Raw genomic sequence first — 24,907 nt, 5'->3', positions numbered from 1 at the left:
ATTTCAATCAGTTCATTTCAAATTTATCTTCGATAAGTCTCTAAACGCCTCAGCGGTACTGATTCAGCCAGTTCAGCCCTTCGAGCGTGGTGGTTTTCGGCTTGTACTCGCAACCGACCCAGCCGGTATACCCGAGCAAGTCGAGCTGGCTCAGCACAAACGGATAGTTGATCTCACCGGTGCCCGGCTCATGGCGGCCCGGATTGTCGGCCAGCTGGACGTGGGCAATCTGGCCCAGGTTATCCTGCATGGTGACGGCCAGATCCCCTTCCATGATTTGCATGTGGTAAATGTCGTATTGCAGCGACAGGTTCGCGCTGCCGACTTCCGCGACAATCGCCTTGCCCTGCGCCGTGGTATTGAGGAAAAAGCCCGGAATATCGCGGGTGTTGATGGCTTCAATCACCAGACGGATCCCTTCGGCTTCCAGCGCCTGCGCCGCAAAACGCAGGTTGTCGACCAGAGTCGCATGCGCCTGCTGGGCTGAAACACCCTCCGGCACAATCCCGGCCAGGCAGTTCACCTGAGTACAGCCCAGCGCCTTGGCGTATTCAATCGCTAGTGGCACACCGTCGCGGAATGCTTCAACCCGAGCCGGGTCGACAGCGATACCGCGATCCCCGGCTGTCCAGTCACCGGCCGGCAGGTTGAACAGCACTTGCTGAAGCTGGTTGTCCGCCAGACGGGATTTGATTTCCTCCGCCGGATAATCGTACGGAAACAGGTACTCAACCCCGTCAAACCCGGCTTTCGCCGCCGCTTCAAAGCGATCGAGAAAGTCGTGTTCGGTAAAGAGCATGGATAGATTTGCAGCAAATTTTGGCATGGTTCTGTCCTTAACAATGTTCTCCATGGCCTGTGGCCCAAGGGGCTAAGCCACAGGTGATATGTACGATGACAACGCGGCGATTAAGCCTGCCCGGCGCCTTCTCCCAGATGTGCCAGTGCGGTCGGGGCATCGGCGATACTCTCCGCCAGGGGCTCAAACTCGTTGATGGCATTGATTTCAACACCCATCGCAATGTTGGTGACCCGCTCCAGAATCACTTCCACCACCACCGGCACCCGGTACTGGTTCATCAGCTCGCGCGCCTCGGCAAACGCAGTCTGAAGCTGGTCCGGTTCGGTGATGCGAATCGCCTTACAACCCAAGCCTTCAACCACAGTGACATGGTCGACCCCATAGCCGTTCAGCTCCGGTGCATTCTGGTTTTCAAAGGCCAACTGGACACAGTAATCGATATCAAACTGACGCTGCGCCTGGCGGATCAGCCCCAGGTAGGAGTTGTTCACCAATACATGGATGTACGGCAGGTTGAACTGCGCCCCGACTGCCAGCTCTTCAATCATGAACTGGAAGTCATAGTCGCCGGAGATCGCCACCACGTCGCGGCTCGGATCAGACGCCTTGACGCCCAGTGCCGCCGGCGTCGTCCAGCCCAACGGGCCCGCCTGACCACAGTTGATCCAGTGACGCGGTTGATAAACATGCAGGAATTGCGCAGCGGCGATCTGCGACAGACCAATGGTGCTGACGTAGCAGGTCTCGCGGCCAAACGCCTTATTCATCTCTTCATACACGCGCATCGGTTTGATCGGGGTGTCTTCAAAATGGGTTTTACGCAGCAGCGTTGATTTACGCGCCTGACATTCCCCGACCCACTGACTGCGATCGGCCAGCTTTCCGGCATCGCGCCATTCACGGGCAACCTCCACCAGCAGTTCTAATGCGGCTTTGGCATCGGAAACAATTCCCAGATCCGGGCAGAACACGCGGCCAATCTGGGTTGGTTCGATATCAATGTGCACAAACTGACGACCCTCGGTGTACACATCCAGCGAGCCGGTATGGCGATTAGCCCAGCGGTTACCGATCCCAATCACGAAGTCAGAATTCAGCAGCGACTCATTGCCGTAACGGTGCGCGGTCTGCAAGCCGACCATGCCGGCCATCAGCTCATGATCATCCGGAATCGTGCCCCAGCCCATCAGCGTCGGGATCACCGGCACCCCGGTAATTTCTGCAAATTGCTGCAACAGCTCAGAAGCATCCGCATTGATGATGCCGCCCCCGGCCACAATCACCGGCTTGGCAGATGCATTCATCATGCTCAGCGCTTTCTCTACCTGAGCGCGGGTCGCTTTGGGCTTGTACGCTTCCAGCGGCGCATAACTGTCGATATCAAACTCAATTTCCGCCAATTGGACATCCAGCGGCAAATCAATCAGCACCGGACCGGGACGGCCAGAGCGCATCAGATGAAAAGCCTGCTGAAACGCGCGCGGCACCTGCGCCGGCTCCAGCACCGTGGTGGCCCATTTGGTCACCGGCTTGGCAATGGATTCAATATCGACCGCCTGAAAATCCTCTTTGTGCAGGCGGGCACGCGGTGCCTGGCCGGTAATACACAGGATCGGGATGGAATCTGCCGAGGCCGAGTACAGCCCGGTGATCATGTCAGTGCCGGCCGGGCCGGATGTGCCGATACATACCCCGATGTTTCCCGGTGCAGAGCGGGTATAGCCTTCGGCCATGTGAGACGCCCCTTCTACGTGGCGGGCCAGCACGTGGTCGATCCCCCCCAGCTTTTTCATTGCCGCATACATCGGATTAATCGCCGCACCGGGCACCCCAAAGGCGATATCTACACCTTCGCGTTTCAGCACTTCGATTGCAGCTTCGATTGCTTTCATCTTAGCCATTCAGACCTCCATTTCATTGTATACAATTTCTCGTTATTTTGTATACTATGGACAATGTAGAAAATTTCGCAAGCCTTGCAAAACTTTTTCTTAACATCTGGTCACCGCTTGCTCTGTCTGCTATCTCATAACCTGCTGTCTTTATTGAAAAATAGTTTAGGAACCACTATCGGAAATATTTTTCGACTTTTTCAAATGAAACGAAATTGTTAAAAAACCCTTTGCTTGTTTACATAAAATCCAATATAAGTAATTCCATATCTTATTTTTTGTACACAAAATCGTAAGATATTGTTCAAAAGGAGACGACATAAACATGCTTACACCAGAGACAGACAGAGCACCGGGTGCCTGTTTAGAAATTCGGGGATCGACCCAAAACGAGGATTATCAGGCGATTCTGTCGCCGGAGGCGCTGGACTTCTTAGGGAAGCTGGTCAGTGAATTCGGTGAGCGCCGCAATGGGCTGCTGGCTGAGCGCGATCGCAAGCAACAGCGCTTTGATGCCGGTGAGCTACCGGACTTTCGTGAAGACACCCAGGCTATTCGCGACGACAAAAGCTGGCAGGTTGCCGCCATTCCACCAGCCCTTCAGGATCGCCGGGTGGAAATTACCGGGCCGGTTGATCGCAAAATGGTGATCAATGCGCTCAATTCCGGCGCCAAGGTTTTCATGTGCTGCTTTGAAGATGCTTCTTCGCCGACCTGGGAAAATATGGTTGAAGGGCAAATCAATCTGCGCGATGCCAATCGGGGCACCATCAGCTATCACGATAAACAAAAAGACAAACACTATACGCTGAATGACGACCCCGCCCTTCTGATTGCCCGTCCGCGAGGCCTGCACCTGCCGGAGCAATCAATCACGTTCAATGGCCAGCCGATCCCGGGTTGCCTGATGGACTTCGCGCTGTACTTTTTCCACAACTACCAGACCCGTGCCGAGCAAGACCTCGGGGTGTACTACTACATTCCGAAACTGGAAAGCATGGAAGAGGCGCAGTGGTGGGACGATGTGTTCCGCTTTACCGAAGATCACTTTGCCGTCGCACGCGGGACGATCCGGGCCACGGTGCTGATCGAAACCCTACCTGCGGTATTCCAGATGGAAGAGATGCTGTATGCGATGAAAGATCACATCGTGGCGATGAACTGCGGCCGCTGGGACTATATTTTCAGCTACATCAAAACCCTGAAGAAGCATCCCGATCGGATCCTGCCCGATCGCCATGGGATCGGGATGGATCAACCGTTTCTTAATGCCTACAGCCAGCTGCTGGTACGCACCTGCCACGCCCGCGGCGCCCTGGCGATGGGCGGCATGTCTGCCTTTATCCCGGCCAAAGATCCGGCCGAGATGGAAAAAGTCACCGCCAAGGTCATCGAAGACAAGGCGCGGGAAGCGCGCAACGGCCATGACGGCACCTGGGTCGCCCACCCGGCTTTGGTCGATCTGGCAATGTCGGTCTTTAACCCATATCTGGACGGCCAGCCCAACCAGCTGAATTTCCAGAGTCCGACCCACCCGATCCCCGCCGAGTTGCTGTTGCAACCCTGCCCCGGCACCCGCGATGAAGCCGGGGTGCGGAAAAACATCCGGATTGCGCTCTATTACATCGAAGCCTGGATCCAGGGCATGGGCTGTGTGCCGATTTACGGCCTGATGGAAGATGCCGCCACTGCGGAAATCTCCCGCGCCAACATCTGGCAGTGGATCCATCACGGGATCACACTCGATGACGGGCAACGCTTTACGGCAGAACTCTTTCAAACCTGGCTCTATCAAGAGCTGGAGACCATAAAACAGGAAGTTGGTGATACGCGTTACGCTGTGGGTCGGTTTAAAGAAACCGCTGACCTTTTTTATAAACTGTCCACAGCTGACGCCTTCGCCAACTTCCTGACTCTACCCAGTTATGCGCTGCTGCAAGGAGCAGCTTAATACCAATCGTAGTAAGTAACTGGTCATCCTAGCTTGTTAAAACGCTCGATAACTGCGTTAGAATTTTTGATTGTAGAATAACTACTTATCAAAAAATTCTGCCTTGTTCTCAAGCGTTTTCCCTACGCTATTTCCAATCATTTACTTACTGTGATTGGTATAATTAACAGAAATCAGGAGTAAACATGGGAAGTTTAAGTCTACAACAAGCGTTAGCCATCACGCATGGCACCTTTGAGGCGAGCACCCAGTCGAACACGGCCCCGCTCACCGTCGCAGTGCTTGATAGCGGCGGAAAACTCATCTCGCTGCAACGCCAGGATGGGTCCAGTATGATGCGCCCGGACATCGCCATTGCGAAAGCCTGGGGGGCACTGGCCCTGGGATGTTCATCGAGAAAACTGGCGCAAGATGCAGACGCTCGTCCCGCGTTTATTTCTGCCGTGAACGTGCTCGCCCACGGAAACATGGTCCCGGTGCCCGGCGGCCTGTTGATCCGCGATGCCCAGCAAAATGTGGTCGGGGCTGTGGGCGTAAGCGGCGATCTGTCGGATATCGACGAACGATGCGCTCTCAGCGGCATCGGATTTGCCGACCTGTTCAGCGATGAATTCGCCGCCTGACATCCGCACATTCCCGCCACGTTCAGGGAAACCAAACCGTCATTACCAAGGCCGCATTGTGGCCTTTTCTTTTTGGAATGGCTAAAGTTCGTTTTACTGGTTAAAACTAAACAGATAGCACCATTGGTGGTGAGTTCTCTTCCCCACGAGAACAGCTCTTACGATCAATAATTTAGATATAATTACGGATTATATTCATTTTACTAATAGGCGTGATTTATAATTACTCTGTTTTTATTCAGAAACCTATTATTTTCAGTGAGGATTAATGCATATGAATAGTAATCAATTATCCGTTTTTTCGGAATTATTAAAAATTCATATTGAGACTGTCGCAGCCAACACGCGGTCGATTTACCATCAAACTGAGAATGCAGAAACCAAAAGAGCGATTGCTGCTGCATGTGCTTTAGAGCTCATCAAAAGTGAAGTGACAGGTTGCGAAACATCTAACCTGGAATACCTCCTTGATAACTTAAAACATTTCACGGACATGATCCAAACAGCCCTTGAAGTGGCGGAAGATAAGAAATAATTTCTGAGTTTTTTTAATACTGAACGATGAATCACTGTATTAAATAACCCCCTATATTTACCGAAAACATTAATCATAAGGAATCATATGACCGTGAAAGTTGAATTTTTGGTCATTTACATCATTGTTATTAATAAGCATACCAGAAAATAGCAAAAAAATGACATGTGGTACCGCCCATGACAAAAAGGTGCCAAAGCAAGTGCCCGTACAGTAAATGTGAATCGGTCGCAAAAAACACAACGCCCAGCGTATAGGAGAGGCCACCGGCCAGTAGCCAGTAGCCAGTAGCCAGTAGCCAGTAGCCAGTAGCCAGTAGCCAGTAGCCAGTAGCCAGTAGCCAGAGTATCCCCGCCATGGGCACACTGGCCAGCATTGGCTCGAGCGCAAAGACAATCAGCCAGCCCATCAAGAGATAAAGGCCGGTTGATAAAACGGGGTGATTCAACCTTTGAAACGTTTTCAGCATGACGCCGATAAAAGCAAGGAACCAGATCAGTGCGAAAAGCGTCCAGCCCAATGCGCCTTTCAATACCCCCAGGGTGAACGGCGTGTATGTCCCTGCGATGAGTAAAAAAATTGCGGCGTGATCGATGATCCGAAAAATCCGCTTGGCCCGGCCCAAGGACAGCGCATGATATATGGTTGAGGACAGGTATAGCAATATCGCCGTTGCGGAGAAAATACAGGCGCCGACCATGTATCCAATATCCCCTCGCCGGAGCGCATCGATGATCAGAAAAGGGGTTCCGACCAGCAGCCCGAGCAATGCGATGCCGTGGCTAATGCTGATCGCAAGTTCTTCTTTTTTCAGTTTTCCTCGATTTGAATCAGCGTTCAGTATGCGTATATTCATGGAATAACAAATCAATAGGAAGAAAGCCGACTATCATAAAACGCTGGTAGTCAGCTTCCTTAAATCAGCATAAGCAAGTGAGGATACTATTCGTGTTGCTTATCTGATGAAGACGTCTGTGGGTGTTCCTCTTTTTTATTCTCGCGAATCTGGTGATCATCCGTTCGTTTTTTTTCCGTGTCACGATCAACCTCATTTTTCTCATGCGAAAACATATTTTTAAGCCAATCAAACATATTATCACCTATCAACTATATTGATTTGACTATTTTAGGGATGGTTAAGGACTCTATGATTGTAGTTGTTCAGCGAAGTATCCGTTAGGGAAAGTCTGATAGATTCAGTAAACGCCTTTGCCTGAAAAACTCATTCTGTCGCATATCAATTCCCCATTTTTCCTTCCATCGCTTGAAAGATCTACCAAAGCAAACCAACCTTGAATAACCGTCTGTTGCTTTGCCGAATATAGAATGATTAAGGGGGCACTCATGCCAACAGAGACTGATCCCTCCTTTCCTCTGCCTCCTGACGGTCGGCCTGAGCCTAACTCACATTCGCCCCGCAACCTTGGCCGTCGCCTGAAACACAGAGCAAGCGTAATGAAGCGTCTGCTTCCGAAAGGTAGTCTAAAAAGTGTGGCTTTGCTTTTCCTGGTTGTTATTGTTGCAATCAGTTCCTGGCAAGCTGTGTATACCGTACCCAGCGATTCTGTGGCTGTGATACAACGTTTTGGTCAGTTTCGGTATGAAATACCGCCTGGCATACATCTCAAACTACCGCTCGGTGTTGATATGGCGACGATTGTTCCTGTGAAGCGCCAGCTCAAACAAGAGTTTGGTTTCAGCACACCTGGTGCGAACAACCCTTATCAGAACACCTCTGAACATGATGGTGAACTGGAAACTCAGATGGTAACCGGTGATTTAAACGCTGCGCTGGTTGAATGGGTGGTCCAGTATCGAATTGCCGAACCGGTCAAGTTTCTCTTCGAAGTCCGCGATCCCAGCGCTACCCTGCGGGACGTTTCAGAATCGGTGATGCGGGAAGTCGTGGGCGATCGAACCGTCGATGAAGTCATCACTATTGGCCGACAAGAAATTGAATCTGAAGTGCTGATAAAAATGCAGGAGCTTGTGACGAAATATACGATGGGGATTAATATTGATCAGGTTCAGCTCAAAAATATCAACCCGCCCAAACCGGTTCAGGAATCGTTTAATGAAGTCAACCAAGCGCAGCAAGAAAAAGAAAAGCTGATTAACGAGGCACGTCGAGATTACAACAAAGTGATCCCGTTGGCAGAAGGTGAAAAAGATCAGCGGATTCGAGAAGCAGATGGTTACCGGATCAAAAGAATTAATGAAGCCGAAGGGGATGCTGCCCGGTTCAATGCATTACTGATTCAATATAACAAATCACCTGAAGTGACCCGCCGGCGAATCTATATTGAAACGATGCAAGAAATTCTGCCATCTATGCATTCAAAAATTATTATTGATGAACAAACCCACGGCATCTTACCTTTCCTTGATCTTCAGGATCAAACAGGAAAGCAAGGCGATCAACCATGAAGAAGTTTCTCCCGCCGATGGCCGTGATACTCCTCGTTTTCATCATGCTTGCCGTGAAAGGCACCCTTTATACGGTAAGCGAAGTCGAGCAGGTCATCATCACCCAATTTGGTAAACCGGTCGGCCTGCCGATCACCGACGCTGGACTGAAGGTGAAAATGCCTTTTATCCAAGAGGTCAATACGATAGACAAGCGGATTCTGGAGTGGGACGGAAATCCCTCCGATATGCCGACGAAGGATAAACTGTACATCTCGGTCGACTTGTTTGCGCGTTGGCGGATCACGGACCCTTTGCAGTATTTTCTTCGTTTACGCGATGAGCGCAGTGCGCAGTCCCGGCTGGATGACATTCTGGGCAGCGAAACACGCAACGCGGTGGCGAAACATGAATTGATTGAAATCATCCGAACCACCAAAGATCGGCTTCCTTTACGTGACGCATTGTTGACCGGCACGGAGCGAGACACGGCGATGGGGAATCTGGTGCCGATCCATAAGGGCCGCCAGGTTGTAGAGGCTGAAATCTACCAGGCCGCGACTGACAAAATTCGGGTCTTTGGTATCGAATTATTAGACATTCGCTTTAAACGGATTAACTACAACGCAAGTGTCAGGCCCAAAATCTATGACCGAATGATCAGTGAGCGTCGCCAGATTGCCGAGCGATTTCTTTCGGAAGGATACGGGGAAGCGGCCCGGATCCGGGGCGATCGCGTGCGTGATTTAAATAAGATCCAATCCGAAGCGTATCGCAAAGTGGAAGAAATTCGGGGCTTGGCCGATGCCAAAGCCGCTGCAATCTATGCGCAGGCCTACAACCAGAGTGCCCAGGCGGTCAGCTTGTATGAATTTACCCGAACGCTGCAGGCTTACCAATCGATCATGGCAGAAAATACCACCTTGGTGCTGTCCACGGAGAGTGACTTATTTAAATTTATGAAGAGAATAAACCCAGTAACGGACAATCAAACTGAATCTGAAAGTCCATGAAGAAAACAGCTTTTCGGGCCCATGAACGAGGGCATCCAACTCAATTGCCGAGCGAACATGTTGACTGGATCACTCAACCCGTTACCCGTTTTTTACGAATTGAGGCTGCTGCTGGGGCCGTACTTTTATTTTTTACGCTGGTTGCTCTAGCCCTCTCTAACTCCCCATGGGCGGAGGATTTTCTGTCCCTGTGGGATACCCCCATCGGGATCACCGTCGGATCGCTTGAGTTTCAGCGTTCGCTTCAGGAATGGATTAATGATGCCCTGATGACCTTGTTTTTCTTCTTGGTCGCATTGGAGCTGAAACGTGAAATCGTCTTGGGAGAATTAAAAACCCCACGCTTAGCCATGCTGTCTATTTCAGGGGCAGTCGGTGGCATGCTGGTTCCGGCATTGATCTATTTGCTATTTCAACTGGATCAGCCTGGGCAGCATGGTTGGGGGATCGTAATGGCTACGGATACCGCATTTGTCATTGCCTGCCTCATTTTACTTGGCCCGCGCGTGCCAAAAAGTTTGCGGGTTTTTATGCTTTCTTTAGCGATCATCGATGACATTGGTGCCATTGTGGTTGTGGCCGTTGGCTACGGAGAATCGATTGATATTTATGCGATTGGGCTGGCCGTGATCGGATTTATTACGGTGAAGATCATGGCTGAACTCGGCATCCGCAGTATTACTATGTATTTATCCATTGGTGGGTTGATTTGGCTCGCGGTGGATGCGTCGGGAATACATCCTACGGTGACTGGTGTGATCCTGGGACTAATGACGCCTACAGTTAGATGGGTCAGTAAAGAGCGCCTGCTGACGATCATGGATTGTGTCGTTCCGGCTCCAACAACAAGCAAGCGTAATGTGCTTCGTATTGATCGCCAAATCTTAAAAACCGCTGAAGCGGCAGCCCGAGAAGCGCTTTCACCTCTGGAGCGGTTCGAAGTGATACTGCATCCCTGGGTTGGTTTTGTCATCATGCCTCTGTTTGCCTTTGCAAATGCTGGTGTTCAGCTCTCTTTTTCAGAACTGTCCGGCTCCTTGTACATAGCTATTTTTTCCGGTCTCGTCATCGGCAAACCCATTGGTATCATCTTATTTTGCGGGTTGGCAACACTCCTCAAACTGGCTGTACGACCGCCAGAGCTGCCTTGGCTCTATCTTGTTGCGGGTGGAATGCTTGCCGGGATCGGATTCACCATGTCGTTATTTATTGCCCACTTGGCATTGAGCCCGGCGCTCGTTGATGTCGCAAAGCTGGGTATCTTATCCGCTTCCCTATTCTCAGCTCTGGCGGGAATGATGCTGCTCAGTTGGCTGTTAAAACGAGATGCCTCGTACAAGGATAACCAAACATAATGTTTACCGCGTAAAGGACATGCTGTTTTACATATATGGTTTCAGAGGAAACGAAGATGATCCCGAATAGCAAACGAGCCTGGCGTCAACGATACCTTCAGTCACTGACGGTGCATGGCACCGAGTATCAGTATTGGTCGTTGCAAAGGCTGGCAACAGATTTTCAAGTCGAGTTAGCGCAACTACCGCTGGTGACTCGGCTGTTGCTCGAAAATGTGATGCGCCATTACGAGGGGCATGCCACGACGTCTGCCATCATCTCAGCGCTTTGCAGTGTCGACGAGGGGCTCCCAAATCGTAGGCAGGATGACGTCACCGAACTGGCATTTCATCCCAGCCGTGTGTTGATGCAAGACTATACCGGCGTGCCGGCTTTGGTTGACCTGGCGGCGATGCGCGATGCGATCAGAGGGGCCGGTGGTGATCCACAACGTGTGAACCCTGTTTGCGCCGTTGATTTGGTCATCGACCACTCGGTGATTGCCGACCAGGCGGGGAGCAAATCGGCATTAACAGCGAATCGACAACTGGAGATGCAACGTAATCAGGAGCGATACCAGTTTCTGAAATGGGCGCAACACGCATTTGACAACCTGACGGTCATTCCGCCGGGACGCGGGATCTGTCACCAGGTGAATCTGGAATACTTGGCACAGGTTGTTCGGGAGGAAGGTGGAATTTTGGTCCCGGATACGCTGGTCGGTACCGACAGTCACACCACCATGATCAACGGTTTGGGCGTACTTGGCTGGGGAGTCGGGGGGATCGAAGCCGAAGCGGCGATGCTCGGTCAGCCGCTCAGTCTCAATCTTCCGCGTATTGTCGGCGTCCGGCTGGATGGCGCTTTAAAGGCAGGTGTTACTGCAACCGACCTTGTCTTAACCATTACCGAGCACCTGAGGAATTATGGCGTTGTTGGTAAGTATGTTGAGTTTTACGGGCCCGGCGTCGGAGAACTGACCGTGGCAGACAGGGCAACTCTGTCGAATATGGCGCCAGAGTATGGTGCAACCTGCGGCCTTTTCCCGGTGGATGAAAAAGTCATGATATACTTGCAACTCACCAACCGGCCAGAGCCGCTGATCGAACGCGTGAGAGCCTACGCGATGGCGCAAGGGCTATGGTGGGACAGCAAGACGCCGCCCCCGGTCTATGCGGAGAACATCGCCATTGACTTATCGGCGATTGAACCTTCTGTCGCTGGCCCCAAACGACCTCAGGACCGCCTCGCGTTGGGCGCGATAAAACGTAAAACACAAGAGCACCTCGAACTCATGGGGCAGAAAGCCACCGATAAAACAGATCGTGGTGCATCGCCTTATGGATTAACAAACGGTGATGTGGTCATCGCGGCAATCACCTCCTGTACCAACACCTCGAACCCCGCCGTGATGCTAACCGCAGGTTTGCTCGCAAAAGCAGCCGTAGAGAAAGGGCTTTCGGTTCCAGCCCATGTAAAAACATCGCTGGCACCCGGCTCTCAGGCGGTTGCGCGATACCTGGATGATACGGGATTGCAAGGGTATCTCGACCTGTTGGGGTTTCAGCGTGTCGGTTTTGGCTGTACAACCTGCATCGGGAATTCCGGTCCGCTGAACGGCCAGCTTGAAGCGGACATCGAGCAACAACAACTGAGTGTCAGTGCGGTGCTTTCGGGAAACCGCAATTTCGAAGGACGCATCCACCCGGCCGTTCGGCTCAACTGGCTGGCTTCCCCTCCACTGGTGATTGCTTTTGCGCTGGCAGGCCATACGCGGATTGATCTACAGCACGAGCCCATTGCAACAAACGGTGATGGTGAAGAGATTTATCTACGGGATCTCTGGCCGACTGACGAAATGCTCAATCATGCACTTCGCCAAGTCACCAAACATCAGTTCAGGTTAAGTTACCAGAGCATCGATCAAGGAGATGAGCGCTGGCAAAGTTTAACCATGAAGGACAGCGTCTGTTACCCATGGGATCCGGCATCGACCTATATTCAACGCCCGCCGTTTTTTGAGCGCGAGATCAGCACCCAATCGATCCAATCCGCTAGAATATTAGCCGTTCTCGGTGATTCCATTACCACCGATCATATCTCACCCGCGGGACAAATTTCAGAACTAAGTCCTGCGGGCCAGTACTTAATCGCGCATCAGGTATCCCCACAGAACTTTAATAGTTACGGTGCCCGTCGAGGAAACCATGAAGTCATGGTTCGCGGGACGTTTGCCAATCGACGCATACAGAACCTAATGGTCGCGCCTGAAGTGGGTGGTGTGACACGCTATTATGGTCCGATGAACAAAAATCGCGATAAAAACGTGAGAGTTCACGAGCAACCGCCCGTGATCACAATTTATGAGGCAAGCCAGCATGCGATCGCCGACAGCCTCCCGCTCGTGGTTTTCGCCGGCAAAGAATACGGCACGGGATCCAGCAGAGATTGGGCTGCCAAAGGCTGCCTGCTGCTGAATGTAAGGGCGGTGATCGCCGAATCTTTCGAGCGTATTCATCGCAGTAACTTGGTAGGAATGGGCATTTTACCACTTCAACTGCTCGCACCCAGAACAGTCGGCGACCTTTCACTGAAAGGAGATGAGACGATCTCGATTAACTTAAATCATGAACTTATGCCTCAACAAAATCTCAATTTGATACTTAGCAAAAAGGATGGTTCAGAGCAGGAATGCTCGGTAATCGTCCGAATCGATAACCAAAGAGAATTGGCGTATTTCAACGCCGGGGGCGTACTTCGTTATATTGCCAACCAGTTGGATTGACGCAAACTTGACGTTTTACTTCCGGCTCACGACCCGATGAAATGCCATCGCGGTCATGTGTCGATCATGCCTGAGCACCGTCGTACCAATCGCCAAAAAGTGATTGTCTTTTCAAAAACAGTCTGTTACTAATTTGACCATGATGAAAAATATCTCGAACCCACAATCGGCGATGCCGATCCAGCAAACCACCACCACCGAAACCACCAGGTTGTTCGGGGGGTAAGTTCGAGTTTTTTCTTCAACCCTCTGAGCGATTCGCCAGAGGGTTTTTCATATCCGCATCCTGCGTTTCGCTCAGAGTCTCACAAACCAAGGAGACCTTTATGAAAACGCATCGTGAAATCGCACAACAACTCGACCTGTTCCACTCCGAGCCCCAGGGACCGGGCATGATCTTCTGGCACCCGAACGGCTGGCGTCTGTTTCAGGACATTCAGCAACATATCCGCGAGCTTTATCTGCAATACGGTTTTGAGGAAGTGCGCACGCCGCAGTTTCTGAAAAAAGAGTTATGGCAGACATCCGGCCACCTGGCGATGTACGGCGAAGATATGTTCTTCGGCGGCGATCCGGCGGGCGAGCAGGACTATGCGCTCAAGCCAATGTCCTGTCCGGGCCATATCCTGCTGTTCAAACGCGGCGTGCACAGTTACCGGGATCTGCCCGTCAAGCTGTTCGAATTCGGATTGGTCCACCGCAATGAAGCCTCAGGTGCATTGAACGGATGTTTACGTCTACGCCAGTTCACGCAGGATGATGCACACGTGTTTTGTGCCTGGTCTCAAATCAAACACGAAGTCAGCCAGTTCCTGGAACGGGCCCGGCAGGTGTATCGCCAGTATGGCTATCAGCAGCTCACGGTGAAGATCTCGACGCGTCCCGAGGCGGCACTGGGCGACGAAGTCCTCTGGCATCAGGCCGAGCAAATTCTGATGGATGTCTGCCGGGATGAATCGATGGATTATGAACTTCAAGTCGGTGAAGGCTCCTTTTACGGACCCAAGATTGAGCTGGCGCTGCAGGACAGTCTTGGCCGTGAGTGGCAGTGCGGGACAATCCAGCTCGACTTTAATCTGCCGGGCCGTTTCGAGGTTGCCTTTACCAATGCTGCCGGAGAGCGCGAGCACCCGGTGATTTTGCACCAGGCGATGTACGGCTCGATTGAACGCTGGATCGGCATGCTGCTTGAGGTCACCCAGGGCGCGCTGCCGGAGTGGATCCATCCCCTACCGGCTGCCATTGTCCCAGTCAACGAAGCGGCGGCCGAATATGCCGATGCCCTGGCAGCGCTGCTTAAAGCAGCCGACCTGCCGGTGATGACCGATCACAGCAATTGCTCAGTATCGCGGAAGATCAAACGATTCCACCAGCTAAAGATCCCCAACATCCTGATTGTCGGCGAGAAGGAGGTCAACAGTGAGCAAGTCGCGCTGCGTCGCGGGAAAGCCGTGACGGTCATTGAGAAGTCGCAGTTGGTCGCGCAACTGCTTGCGTTCAGGGCCCTCTAATGGGTACCGGTACCAGAGCGGCCACTGCATTCATCAGTGGCCGCTTTTCCAAACAACTTCCCTGCTCGATTGACCTACTTGAGCGGCAGATAAATATCGGTCATCAATTCACATTCATCAACTTCATGGATCAAATTCAGGTAGTGGAAGAAACAAGGAAAATCCCGAAGTTCTTCTCCACTGGAAGGGAGCCACTGACGATAGAGGTAATACACGGTTTCACTGATCCGATCATGGCTGCCATGATGACGGGCAACTGCACAGCGCCCTGCGGGGATCAGTCCGGCCTTCACACCATAGCTGTTTTCCGGTACCTCGCCCGCATGGGTCCCGCAGATCTCAAAGCGAAACTCTTCTTCCGGGGTATTGACCGGATCACGATAAGGGATCCCAAACGTGTCACTCTTATTGACCGGCGATAAACCGGTTTCTTTACGCCAGGCAATGAACCTGGCTGCGGTTTCCAGCACCCGTTGCGGGTGGCCTCGGTGCTCAATCAAAGCCACTGGCTGTTCATTGAAATCGACGATGGTTATTTCCATAGGTTTGTCCCCGTTTATCGGTGGATGAAATTCGTAGTGGGCGTACCAGGACTGCCACTCAGGACAACTTCGAAACTGGGAAGGCGTTTGACCAAACCAGCGCAGAAAAGCGCGCGAGAAGGCCTCCGAACTCTCAAAGGATGCTTCGAAAGCAATGTCGGTAATGCTGCGTTCCGGTTCAAAAGCCAACCGAAAGGACGCACGCTTCATCCGGCTCAGCTGCACAAACTGCATGGTGCTCACGCCCATAAAGGACTGAAAAATCCGATGGAAGTGAAACTTTGAGCAACCGGCAACCGCGCTCAGTTGCTCCAGCGAAATCGCGTCATCCAGGTTGTGCTGAATAAACTCACACACTTTGCGGATGCGCGCCTTATGGTGTTCTGCGACATTCATTGATTCGCCTTGTGTTCCCCGTTATTGAAGTCATGCAAATCATAACGGCGGAAAACCTCTGTTGCCTGATTGAGATTGCGATCTTTCGCCTTTGCTATTAATCGGATGCTCAGGAATGAATATAAGTCGATATCAAACCATCAAAAGATTAATCCGCCAAATAAAAAAGCCGCAGCCCCCAAGGAGCTGCGGCTATATGCCGGATGGCGTCGTGCTTAGTAGTTTAAGCTTAAGGTCACGCCGGAATACTGGCTGTACCCTTTCAACATCACATAGTACGTTTGTCCGGCGGCCACATTGACCGTACAGGATTCATTGTTGCCACTCCGGTATGGACGGCAATCCCAGGACTGTGTAGTCGGCTTACTGCCGGCCTTCACGTACAGATCCGCATCCCCGGTCCCGCCGCTGATAGCGACACGAGCTGAAGCACCCGCGGTTGCCGTGAAGGTATAATGCACTTCACTACCTGAGGCACCGGCAAGACCGCTGACCGGCTGGCCGTTTTTCAGTTCTAGGTCTCCCGGAGGTGGCGTGGTGCCGCACGCAGCATTCACACCGACTGTGGCAAATGCACTGACCACATCATCGCTGTTATAGCCCAAATCAGTCGCAGCTTTGACAACGCCACAGCCCCCCTGATCAAAGGTTGAATTCGCTGTCCAGTACAACTGGTTCGCGACCGCAAACACTTCAAAGCCTTTGCGGACATCCCACCCGGCGGTGTTTGCCAGCAGGTAGTAAGCACGGTTAAATACGCCGCTGGAATAGTGGACATTCAGACCGCTGGTGTATTGTGACGCATGATCAATCGATCGCCCGTCTTTGGATGGCTGATCGAAGTAGCGTAAACCACCCGCCTGCTTGAAGATATCGCTGCCGACCACCCAGTCGACCGTACCGCGCATGTAATACTCGGCAGCTTCCCCGGCGATATCCGAGAATGCCTCGTTGATCCCGCCGGACATGTTGCGATAAATCAGCCCGGAGTTTTGTTCGGTAAAGCCATGGCTGACCTCGTGGGCGCTGACGTTGATATCAACCAGCGGATAGAAGGTGTTCTGGCCGTCCCCAAACGTCATGGCCTGGCCATCCCAGAAGGCGTTTTCATAATTGCTGCTGTAGTGAACCCGCATGGTCAGTTGGAAAGTCAGCGGCGCGGTATTCAGCCAGTCTTTGTACATATCAAAGACCACTTTCCCGAAATAATGCGCATCATTCAGTGGTGAATAAGCACCGTTTACTGGTTTATACGCATTGTAATTATCGCCCGTCGCACATTCGTAGCTAAAAGCTGTCGAACCGGTCGTCCCGCCATTGAGGTTCACCGTTTTGACGGCATCGTTGATCATGGTACAAGTGGTGCCAACCTTATCGACTTCAAGTGCTGGGTAATCGACCCCAAACTGATATTGCCCGGTTTTCTGGTTTCCGCCAGGGCCGGTCCCCAGAGCCTTTGCATGCGCCAGGCCATCCCAGTGAGCGATCACTTCACCGCTGTTGGCATCAATGAAGAAATACGGACGAGACGGTGTACCCTCAGTGACCAGGAAATTTACCAGATACACCAGGCGGGCGACATCATTGTCGTCCAGGCGGATCATCAGTGCAGCCTGTTCATTCTCAGTCGATAACCCTTTGGCATCATTGCCCTTCACTGTTCGCTTCAGTTGCTGCTTGGCAATAGTCAGCACCTGCTGGGCGTCCAGCTTAGGAGAAATCACCGCAATATCCTGCTGTAGGCCCTGTGCCATCACCCCATGTACCTGGCTGGCTCCCTGAGCGTCTACTGTCGCGGTCACCGCCGTATTAAACACCGGTACGCCCTGATAAACCTGCTGGTAACGTACCTTTTGAGTCCCATTTGGCAAAGTGATGGTTTTGACCGGCTGGAAGCGCGTCGCCAACGGCGTTGCCGATTGCGCATTAATCCCCTGCTGCAAAACTGACGGGTCGGTTACGCTGACCATTTCAGCTGCCACGCTTGGCAAAGTGGTGAGTGTAAAGAGTGAACCTAGCGAGATAGCCAATGTAATTTTATTAAGGTTTGATTTCATAACTCTTCCCTGGAGAATGATTGTGTTGAACTGTCCTTCAACTCTCAACCAATCCGGCAGACCTTTGCCGGAAACGACTGGTGTAACTGCATGAGAACAACCTGTACCAGTTCGCTGCCTGCTATGGTTTTCATAACAGTGCATAAACCATGGAAAAGGAATGAGCAGAATTCCACTTTGCCTCATAAATTTCCTGATTAGACCTGTATTTATAAATTTACACAAAGTTATAAATCAAAAGGTCATTAACGAAGCATGATTGCGCTAACCCTGAACAGATCTGGACACATCCAGAAATTGAGGTGTTATGGTGGCTTTACAGAACTCGGGATATCGTACCGTACTGATATAACCATTAATTTGTGACTCAATCACCGCATTTCACAGCAAAACTCGAGAAGTTAAGCACAATGGAATAGGCGGTTATCGAACCAAGGCCAGCCAACCTATTTGACCAGATACCACTGTAACGTAACCTGCCCTGCTAACCATGACCAACGTTGATAAGCGCCTGAATCATGCGTCACTATTATGTGTTTTAACACTATAAACTAATATGAATATCAATTAAGATGCACATCAGTCGTATGTATCTGAACAAGTGGTAAAAAATGAGAATTGGTATTCTGAATGGTGGCGATTCAAGTGAGCGCTCTGTCTCACTGAAATCAGGCGAATGTATTGCCAAGGCTGTGGAGCTTCTGGGGTATGAAGCGATTAAAATTGATCCTCGCCACATTGATGTGACCCTGCAGGGTTTCTTCAATCTTGATCGCATATTCATCGCATTGCACGGTGGTATCGGTGAAAGCGGCCATATTCAAGCGCTGTGCGATATGCTCAAAATCCCATATACCGGCAGTGGGTTACTTGCCTCTTCTACGTCACTCAATAAACACAAAACCAAAGAAATTTGGAAAGCCAATGGCCTCAACACAGCTGAATGGATGATTGTAAGTAAAAAAACGCCTTCCGACTCAATCAAAGAGACACTATCCAAGCTATCCTACCCTGTCGTTGTCAAACCTTTGAATCAGGGATGCAGCCTGGGTGTCACTAAAGCCGATAACCCGCAAGACTTATTTTCAGCACTGACTGCTGCTTTTGAATATGATGAGGAAGTCATCGTTGAAGCCTTTATTCAGGGGCGCGAGTACACTTGTGCCATTCTGGATGACCAGGCCTTACCGGTAGTCCAAATCAAATCCGAAACGTTCTTCGATTGGAATGCCAAATTTGGCAATGAAACTGCAACCTATCACTGTCCATCCGATCTGACCCCGGAACAAGAACGGCAGATGCAAGCTATCGCCCTCAAGGCCTATCAAGTCCTTGGGTGCCGAGGCTGGGGACGCATTGATACTTTTCTGGATGATCAGGGTGAGATCTATCTCATCGAAATGAATACTGTACCCGGCATGACAACGCGCAGTGTGTTTCCGATGGCCGCGAAACAGGCGGGTATCAGCTTTGAAGGCGTTATAGAAAAACTGCTCCGTTCAGCAACGTTTGACTACGTCAAGTAACCTCAATACAACCTCCGCGACAGGAAACAAAGCCCATAAAGATCGTCAATCGTGCTTGATCCGTCCTGATGGCCCGTTATAGCCGATCGAATATTTATTTCCGCGGGTTGTATTGTCGAGGTGTTGATTCATAGGTAAGGAACAATTTGTGTTCCTTACCATTCGTATTAAGCGAGGAAACCTGAATGTAAAATAGATAATTTCAAAATCAATATTTACTCAGCTTCCAAAATACCGCGTTCAATAAAAACATCTTTCGCCGTCAACATAGCGTTAATCGCGGCGGGAAAGCCTGCATATAACGCAACCTGCATGATCACCTCAACAATTTCTACGGGTTTACAGCCGATATTCAGTGCCCCTTGAATATGGCCAGACAGTTGCGGCTGGCAATTTCCCAATGCCGTTAGCGCTGAAATCGTTACCAGTTCCCGACGTTGAACATCAAGTTGCGAGCGCTGATAAATATCTCCAAACCCGAACTCAACCATATACTTCGCAAGATCAGGTGAGATCAGACTTAAGCCATCAAGGGCTTTCTTGCCATTTTCACCAAAGATCGCCATGTAGCTTTCCAGGCCACTCTCATATCTTTCATTCATGTGTACTTTTTAGCCTATACAATAGCGCTTTATTTTCGCGGACAATTCGATCACGCAAATGTACAACACTTGAAACACAAATTGTAGATTGCTTGGGCGCAATCCCGTCAGCGGTTATTGCCGTGACTCGGTGCTAGCGATGTTCCGAAATCAGCATGGCGCGCGTACCTTCCTGAAGGGCTTCAAACATATGCGGCAAATCACCGGGGTAGGAAATATAATCCCCTTCGTTGAGTTCATAGCTCTCCGAGAGCAAGCCGAGTCTGGCCCTGCCTTTGGTGATAATCACATGCTCGATCACGCCGGTATGGTGCGGCTCGGAATAATGAGGCTGTCCGGGCTTGACTTCAATCCAGTAAATATCCCGGCTGACGTGAGGCGGACATGCTGCAAGCAACGTGGCTTGATAGTCCATGTTTGCGGAAGAGACGGATACACCCTCGCCATAGCGAATAATTTTCGTTTCTTGTCTGGGGGATTCAAGCAGACGGGACACCGGGATATCAAGGACAACACAGATGGACCATAGCGTTTCGATACTTGGATTCCCGACACCATTTTCCAGCTGAGATAACGTCGATTTCGCGATCTTGGCTCGTCTTGCGACCTCAGCAATACTCAGTCCCGAGCGTTGCCGCTCAGCGTGCAGGGTTGCCGCAATTTGCGCGATAGGCGGTTCATTTCTGGTCATAACAGTCAACAGCTCAATTCATAACTCTTAGCGTTTTCGTTCATTATAACAAACGAACGTTTTTTTTGACAAACACACCTTCGTCGCTCAATATAAACACCAATCGTTCGATATAAAAACCATTCGTTCGATAAAAACTGCTTTTAGTTTGATTCAGGGATCCGTCGGGATCAGCGTCCAACGTTCAGGAGGAACTCAAGGTGGAATACATATTGTCTGTGGTGCTCTTTGCCATTTCTTCTTCAGTAACGCCCGGCCCGAATAACATCATGGTCATGACTTCCGGGGTTAACTTCGGGATCCGCAAAAGCTTGCCTTTGCTCACCGGTATCTGTGTCGGTTTTTCTTTCATGCTCTTGCTCGTCGGACAGGGCTTCGGGCATTTATTTCAGCTATTTCCGCAACTCAGCCTGATCATTAAAATAGCCGGTACCGGTTATTTGTTGTACTTAGCCTGGCTGATTGCCGGAAGCCGGGGTGTTGACAAAGCAAGCCAAACCGCCGAACCGTTCGGGTTCATCAAAGGCGCTCTGTTTCAATGGGTAAATGCGAAAGCATGGGTCGTGGCGATTGGAGCAATCTCCGCTTTTACCACCGTTGGAGAACACTATGCGTTTCAGAACATGACGATTGCTACGACCTTCTTTATTGTTTCTTTTCCCTGTGTCGGAATCTGGCTCATGTTCGGCTCGCTCCTTCGTCGCTACCTCGAAAATATGACCTACTTGCGCTGGTTTAATCTTGCGATGTCTTTTCTCTTGGTTGTTTCGGTACTCCCCGTCATGCGGGAAATTTGGCAACAGTTCGCCCATTAGCCAGTGCGCCGTCTTGTCTCTCCAATGAAACCAGTACTATTGAGCATTTGCCTATACTGGAATGGATATCGGTACATCAGGGTCTTCCGGAGACGCACACTATCTCAAACGCGATGAACTGCGATCTCCCGCGGCGTTGAGCCAATTTCAACTTTCGGTCTTTTTCAACATTCAGTCTAAATCGTGGTGCTATGGAATATCGTGATTATTACGCCATCCTTGAGATCCCCCGCGATGCGACGCTGGCGGACATCAAGCGGGCCTATAAGAAAAGCGCACGCAAATACCACCCGGATGTGTCGAAGGATCCCGACGCCCAGCGAAAGTTTATCCAGGCCAAAGAGGCTTACGAAGTGCTCAAGGATCCCCAGAAGCGTGCCGCGTATGATCAACTAGGGAAAGACTGGCACACCGGGCAGAACTTTCATGTACCGCCGGACTGGGAAGGCAACTTTGAGTTTTCCAGTGACGGGTTCAACCAGGGCGATGCCGCTGCGTTTTCCGATTTTTTCGAATCGCTGTTCGGCGGCCACTTTGGTCACAGACCCGATCGGGCTCACCGGACCCGCAGCGCACACCAGCATTTCTCGGCCAAGGGTGAAGATATCCACGCCAAGGTTCAAATTGATATTGAAGACAGTTTTCATGGCGCGGTACGCTCTCTCACCCTGCCTGCATCTCCGCTAGACGGCGCGCAGTCTCAGACCGTAAATTTAAAGATCCCCAAAGGGGTCCGGGAAGGTCAGCACATTCGTCTCGGCGGCAAGGGCATGCCCGGCCATGGCGGCGGCGCGGCGGGCGATCTTTATCTGGAAGTCAGCTTTCGTCCGCATCCGCTCTACCGGCTTGAACAGAAAAATCTGTGTTTGTCCCTCCCTGTTACGCCATGGGAGGCCGCACTGGGCGCCAAAATCAAGGTCCCGACGCCCACGGGAGCCATTGAGGTGACCGTACCGGCCAATTCAGTGTCCGGCAAAATCCTGCGGCTTCGGGGCCGGGGACTTCCTGGGACGTCTCCCGGGGATATGTTGATCACCCTGAATATCGTCCAGCCTAAAGTAGAAACCGAGCAGGAAAAAGCCTTGTTCCGGCAGATGCAGGATCTGATGCCTTTTAATCCCCGTAGCCAATTTGGGTTTAAGTCATGAAGAAAAAAGTCACTTCAGGTCAGCTCAGCATTACCGTCATTGCCGAGCATGAACCAACGCTGAGCCTGGCTGAGCTTTGCCGCGCCTGCGGTCAACCGGCCGAATGGGTGATCGCGCTGGTTGAAGAAGGCGTGCTCGATCCGCAGGGCGATCGGCCCATTCACTGGCGTTTCGCCACCGTTAACCTGCGTCGGGCATTACGCGCCGGTCGCATGCAGCAAGACTTGGGACTGAATGTCCCCGGCATTGCAATAGCGCTTGATTTACTGGATGAGGTCGAGCGGCTGCAACGCCTGCTGCATAGTCGGGATGACCGACATTTGTAACCCACAGCAACTGCCCGGACAGCCCAATTGCATTTCATGCCCGCTCGGGTACTGTCTTGCAGATTTCAAGGTACCGGCCGACAGGCTTCAAGAATCAATTCTCCCTTAAAGGCCGCGCTCTGAAGGACAATGCAATCGGCCTTAATCTGTCGGATTTCAAGTGAAAAATGCTTGAACTTCAGATACGATGCCTACTTTAGGCGACATGGTTGAGAGCAACCCGGGAGAAAATGTGATTCAAACTGATCTGACTTTCCACCAGCATGATTTCTCTAAACAGGATTTACAAGGCCATACCTTTAAGCGTTGCCACTTTTTTCAATGTGACTTCGACCATGCTGATTTAAAAGATGCTCAGTTCATTGATTGTCAGTTCATCAATTCGCAATCACTGGAAGGGTGCAACTTCCGATTCGCTGATCTGAAAGATGCCAGCTTCAGTAACTGTATGCTGGCAATGTGTAATTTCAGTCAAGCCAATTGTTTTGGACTAGAGCTGCGTAAATGTGACTTGAAAGGTGCCAATTTTCAGCGCGCGAATTTCGCCAACCATGTCAGCCATACCGTTTACTTCTGCTCGGTGTACATCACCGGGTGCAACCTGACCTACAGTAACTTTGAACGCGCCATCATTGAAAAATGTGACTTATTTGAAAACCGCTGGCATGGTGCCAACCTATCCGGCGCGAGTTTCAAAGGATCAGACTTATCCCGCGGTGAGTTCAGCGCCGATCAATGGGATCAATTCAACCTGGAAGAGTGCGATTTAACCCATGTCGATCTGGAAGGGCTGGATATTCGTCAGGTGTCGTTATTCGGCGTCAAAATCTGTGACTGGCAACAAGAACAGCTCTTATCGCCACTAGGGCTGGTGATCCTGTAGCGAGTTCGCCGGGTCGAGGCACAACCCGGCATGCTCCGTCTCTTCCCGCTCCTGTAACAAACACGGTTTATCATCCGCCTTGCAAGTTTGTCGTTTGCCTTTATGATGGCTTTCAGGACGAATTTACCCGCTTCAAGAAAAGCCTCGAGATGACAATACCTTCTGCTTCAATAACTTCCATGCACAATTCACTCACCGTACTGCTGGTCAATGCATTTACCGATAACGGCAGCGGCGGCAATCCCGCGGGAGTCGTGCTGGGCGCCCCAAACCTGACGCGCGAGCAAAAAACGGATATCGCCCGGCAAGTGGGCTATTCGGAAACCGCTTTCGTGCAAACCGGCTCCGACGCTGACTTTAACGTTGAATTCTTTACCCCGGAAGGCGAAGTCGATTTTTGCGGTCACGCAACCCTGGCGACCTTTTCAGCCATGCGGGATCAAGGCCTCCTCCAACCGGGACGATACCCCCAGAGAACCAAAGCCGGGCTTCTGGGCATAGAGATCGAAACAAACGTTGTCCGAATGGATCAGACGCTGCCACAAACACGCCCGGGTCCGGCGGTCGATGACGTGTGCCGGGCGTTTGGGATCCCTGAAGCAGCGATCCGCGAGACGCAGTTGCCGATCGAAACCGTCTCAACCGGGTTGCCGGATATCATTGTTCCGGTAGCCCCCGGCACTCTGGCGCAGCTTCAACCTGATTTTGCCAGCCTTGCTGAATACAGCCGGGATTTTGAAGCGATCAGTTTTCATGTGTTCGAATTAGGTTCTGATAATCGCATTACCGCGCATTGCCGAAACTTTGCGCCTTTGTATGGGATCGATGAAGAAGCCGCAACCGGCAGTGCCGGCGGCGCATTAAGTTGTTACCTGGCGCAGCACGTTTTTCCCGGTAAGCGCAAGTTTCGATTCGAACAAGGCCTGGCGATGGGGAGCCCATCCAGCATTGAAGCGGCCCTTGAATATTCGGGCCAGACGATCACCCGCGTGAGTGTACAAGGGAAAGCGACCGTCATCGGACAACGCGACATCACCTATACCTAAAATCCAGCCACAATAAAAAGGG

General features: G+C 51.3%; 21 protein-coding genes. 14 read left to right on the top strand and 7 right to left on the bottom strand.

Going from position 1 to position 24,907, the window contains the following annotated elements:
* Nucleotides 1–49 precede the first annotated feature (49 nt).
* Together hyi and gcl are read right to left on the bottom strand one after the other, a co-directional pair.
* On the bottom strand, nt 50–826 hold the full coding sequence (gene hyi / locus VV869_RS14600) for a hydroxypyruvate isomerase (RefSeq protein WP_337735649.1): 777 nt from the start codon (nt 824–826) through the stop codon (nt 50–52).
* A gap of 83 nt (nt 827–909) precedes the next feature.
* Complete coding sequence (gcl, locus tag VV869_RS14595) at nt 910–2,703, bottom strand: glyoxylate carboligase (RefSeq protein WP_337735648.1); 1,794 nt, start codon at nt 2,701–2,703, stop codon at nt 910–912.
* Between the two features lie 316 nt (nt 2,704–3,019).
* On the opposite strand from gcl, the gene aceB reads away from it, so the two are divergent.
* The 3 genes from aceB (at nt 3,020) to VV869_RS14580 (ending at nt 5,803) form a co-directional block, all read left to right on the top strand.
* Nucleotides 3,020–4,645 carry a malate synthase A gene (gene aceB / locus VV869_RS14590; protein WP_337735647.1) on the top strand — a complete coding sequence of 542 codons (1,626 nt, stop codon included), beginning with the start codon at nt 3,020–3,022 and terminating at the stop codon, nt 4,643–4,645.
* Between the two features lie 185 nt (nt 4,646–4,830).
* The gene (locus VV869_RS14585) at nt 4,831–5,268 is read left to right on the top strand and encodes a GlcG/HbpS family heme-binding protein (protein ID WP_337735646.1); all 438 of its coding nucleotides are present in this window, start codon (nt 4,831–4,833) and stop codon (nt 5,266–5,268) included.
* Between the two features lie 274 nt (nt 5,269–5,542).
* A complete protein-coding gene (locus tag VV869_RS14580; RefSeq protein WP_337735645.1) occupies nt 5,543–5,803 on the top strand; it encodes a hypothetical protein in 261 nt (86 codons plus the stop codon).
* Nucleotides 5,804–5,933: 130 nt separating this feature from the next.
* Here VV869_RS14580 and trhA read toward each other — a convergent pair whose 3' ends face one another.
* On the bottom strand, nt 5,934–6,659 hold the full coding sequence (trhA, locus tag VV869_RS14575; protein WP_337735644.1) for a PAQR family membrane homeostasis protein TrhA: 726 nt from the start codon (nt 6,657–6,659) through the stop codon (nt 5,934–5,936).
* A 488-nt stretch (nt 6,660–7,147) separates the two neighbouring features.
* Between trhA and hflK the strand changes: the two genes are divergently transcribed.
* From hflK to thrS, 5 genes are all read left to right on the top strand, one after another.
* Nucleotides 7,148–8,230: an FtsH protease activity modulator HflK gene (gene hflK / locus VV869_RS14570; RefSeq protein ID WP_337735643.1), complete on the top strand. Its 1,083-nt coding sequence runs from the start codon at nt 7,148–7,150 to the stop codon at nt 8,228–8,230.
* Complete coding sequence (gene hflC / locus VV869_RS14565; protein ID WP_337735642.1) at nt 8,227–9,222, top strand: protease modulator HflC; 996 nt, start codon at nt 8,227–8,229, stop codon at nt 9,220–9,222. Before hflK ends, hflC begins: the two co-directional genes overlap by 4 nt.
* A complete protein-coding gene (nhaA, locus tag VV869_RS14560) occupies nt 9,219–10,577 on the top strand; it encodes a Na+/H+ antiporter NhaA (RefSeq protein WP_337735641.1) in 1,359 nt (452 codons plus the stop codon). Before hflC ends, nhaA begins: the two co-directional genes overlap by 4 nt.
* Nucleotides 10,578–10,633: 56 nt before the next feature.
* Nucleotides 10,634–13,342 (top strand): aconitate hydratase AcnA, encoded by a 2,709-nt coding sequence (gene acnA, locus VV869_RS14555; RefSeq protein ID WP_337735640.1) that lies wholly within the window; start codon nt 10,634–10,636, stop codon nt 13,340–13,342.
* Between the two features lie 149 nt (nt 13,343–13,491).
* Nucleotides 13,492–14,853, top strand: coding sequence for a threonine--tRNA ligase (gene thrS, locus VV869_RS14550; protein WP_337735696.1), 1,362 nt, complete (start codon nt 13,492–13,494; stop codon nt 14,851–14,853).
* A 74-nt stretch (nt 14,854–14,927) separates the two neighbouring features.
* Here the strand turns inward: thrS and VV869_RS14545 are convergent, their stop codons facing one another.
* Entirely contained in the window at nt 14,928–15,791 is an 864-nt protein-coding gene (locus VV869_RS14545) for an AraC family transcriptional regulator (protein WP_337735639.1), read from the bottom strand.
* A gap of 215 nt (nt 15,792–16,006) precedes the next feature.
* Nucleotides 16,007–17,848 carry a M4 family metallopeptidase gene (locus tag VV869_RS14540; RefSeq protein ID WP_337735638.1) on the bottom strand — a complete coding sequence of 614 codons (1,842 nt, stop codon included), beginning with the start codon at nt 17,846–17,848 and terminating at the stop codon, nt 16,007–16,009.
* Nucleotides 17,849–18,459: 611 nt separating this feature from the next.
* On the opposite strand from VV869_RS14540, the gene VV869_RS14535 reads away from it, so the two are divergent.
* Nucleotides 18,460–19,374, top strand: coding sequence for a D-alanine--D-alanine ligase family protein (locus tag VV869_RS14535; RefSeq protein ID WP_337735636.1), 915 nt, complete (start codon nt 18,460–18,462; stop codon nt 19,372–19,374).
* 215 nt (nt 19,375–19,589) lie between these two features.
* Here the strand turns inward: VV869_RS14535 and VV869_RS14530 are convergent, their stop codons facing one another.
* Together VV869_RS14530 and VV869_RS14525 are read right to left on the bottom strand one after the other, a co-directional pair.
* Nucleotides 19,590–19,940, bottom strand: coding sequence for a carboxymuconolactone decarboxylase family protein (locus VV869_RS14530; RefSeq protein WP_443147322.1), 351 nt, complete (start codon nt 19,938–19,940; stop codon nt 19,590–19,592).
* Between the two features lie 169 nt (nt 19,941–20,109).
* Nucleotides 20,110–20,667, bottom strand: a complete 558-nt coding sequence (locus VV869_RS14525; protein ID WP_337735634.1) for a helix-turn-helix domain-containing protein — start codon at nt 20,665–20,667, stop codon at nt 20,110–20,112.
* Between the two features lie 200 nt (nt 20,668–20,867).
* On the opposite strand from VV869_RS14525, the gene VV869_RS14520 reads away from it, so the two are divergent.
* From VV869_RS14520 to VV869_RS14500, 5 genes are all read left to right on the top strand, one after another.
* The gene (locus tag VV869_RS14520) at nt 20,868–21,482 is read left to right on the top strand and encodes a LysE family translocator (protein WP_337735632.1); all 615 of its coding nucleotides are present in this window, start codon (nt 20,868–20,870) and stop codon (nt 21,480–21,482) included.
* Between the two features lie 191 nt (nt 21,483–21,673).
* Nucleotides 21,674–22,630, top strand: a complete 957-nt coding sequence (locus VV869_RS14515) for a DnaJ C-terminal domain-containing protein (protein ID WP_337735631.1) — start codon at nt 21,674–21,676, stop codon at nt 22,628–22,630.
* Complete coding sequence (locus tag VV869_RS14510) at nt 22,627–22,956, top strand: chaperone modulator CbpM (protein ID WP_337735630.1); 330 nt, start codon at nt 22,627–22,629, stop codon at nt 22,954–22,956. Before VV869_RS14515 ends, VV869_RS14510 begins: the two co-directional genes overlap by 4 nt.
* A gap of 205 nt (nt 22,957–23,161) precedes the next feature.
* A complete protein-coding gene (locus VV869_RS14505) occupies nt 23,162–23,839 on the top strand; it encodes a Qnr family pentapeptide repeat protein (RefSeq protein WP_443147323.1) in 678 nt (225 codons plus the stop codon).
* 179 nt (nt 23,840–24,018) lie between these two features.
* On the top strand, nt 24,019–24,885 hold the full coding sequence (locus VV869_RS14500) for a PhzF family phenazine biosynthesis protein (RefSeq protein ID WP_337735628.1): 867 nt from the start codon (nt 24,019–24,021) through the stop codon (nt 24,883–24,885).
* Nucleotides 24,886–24,907: the final 22 nt, after the last annotated feature.

This window comes from Photobacterium sp. MCCC 1A19761 (genome assembly GCF_037389125.1).
Lineage (GTDB): Bacteria > Pseudomonadota > Gammaproteobacteria > Enterobacterales > Vibrionaceae > Photobacterium.
Note: the sequence above shows the minus strand (reverse complement) of the source record. Positions and strands in the feature narration are given on the sequence as shown.

Bases quoted from the DNA above. Each gene is read 5' to 3' on its own strand.
- VV869_RS14545 (WP_337735639.1), bottom strand. From the start codon at position 15,791: ATGAATGTCGCAGAACACCATAAGGCGCGCATCCGCAAAGTGTGTGAG.
- VV869_RS14580 (WP_337735645.1), top strand. From the start codon at position 5,543: ATGAATAGTAATCAATTATCCGTTTTTTCGGAATTATTAAAAATTCAT.
- hyi (WP_337735649.1), bottom strand. From the start codon at position 826: ATGCCAAAATTTGCTGCAAATCTATCCATGCTCTTTACCGAACACGAC.
- VV869_RS14525 (WP_337735634.1), bottom strand. From the start codon at position 20,667: ATGACCAGAAATGAACCGCCTATCGCGCAAATTGCGGCAACCCTGCAC.
- VV869_RS14500 (WP_337735628.1), top strand. From the start codon at position 24,019: ATGCACAATTCACTCACCGTACTGCTGGTCAATGCATTTACCGATAAC.
- hflK (WP_337735643.1), top strand. From the start codon at position 7,148: ATGCCAACAGAGACTGATCCCTCCTTTCCTCTGCCTCCTGACGGTCGG.
- trhA (WP_337735644.1), bottom strand. From the start codon at position 6,659: ATGAATATACGCATACTGAACGCTGATTCAAATCGAGGAAAACTGAAA.
- VV869_RS14505 (WP_443147323.1), top strand. From the start codon at position 23,162: ATGGTTGAGAGCAACCCGGGAGAAAATGTGATTCAAACTGATCTGACT.
- VV869_RS14510 (WP_337735630.1), top strand. From the start codon at position 22,627: ATGAAGAAAAAAGTCACTTCAGGTCAGCTCAGCATTACCGTCATTGCC.
- VV869_RS14515 (WP_337735631.1), top strand. From the start codon at position 21,674: ATGGAATATCGTGATTATTACGCCATCCTTGAGATCCCCCGCGATGCG.
- VV869_RS14535 (WP_337735636.1), top strand. From the start codon at position 18,460: ATGAGAATTGGTATTCTGAATGGTGGCGATTCAAGTGAGCGCTCTGTC.
- nhaA (WP_337735641.1), top strand. From the start codon at position 9,219: ATGAAGAAAACAGCTTTTCGGGCCCATGAACGAGGGCATCCAACTCAA.
- VV869_RS14540 (WP_337735638.1), bottom strand. From the start codon at position 17,848: ATGAAATCAAACCTTAATAAAATTACATTGGCTATCTCGCTAGGTTCA.
- hflC (WP_337735642.1), top strand. From the start codon at position 8,227: ATGAAGAAGTTTCTCCCGCCGATGGCCGTGATACTCCTCGTTTTCATC.
- VV869_RS14585 (WP_337735646.1), top strand. From the start codon at position 4,831: ATGGGAAGTTTAAGTCTACAACAAGCGTTAGCCATCACGCATGGCACC.
- gcl (WP_337735648.1), bottom strand. From the start codon at position 2,703: ATGGCTAAGATGAAAGCAATCGAAGCTGCAATCGAAGTGCTGAAACGC.
- acnA (WP_337735640.1), top strand. From the start codon at position 10,634: ATGATCCCGAATAGCAAACGAGCCTGGCGTCAACGATACCTTCAGTCA.
- VV869_RS14530 (WP_443147322.1), bottom strand. From the start codon at position 19,940: ATGGCGATCTTTGGTGAAAATGGCAAGAAAGCCCTTGATGGCTTAAGT.
- aceB (WP_337735647.1), top strand. From the start codon at position 3,020: ATGCTTACACCAGAGACAGACAGAGCACCGGGTGCCTGTTTAGAAATT.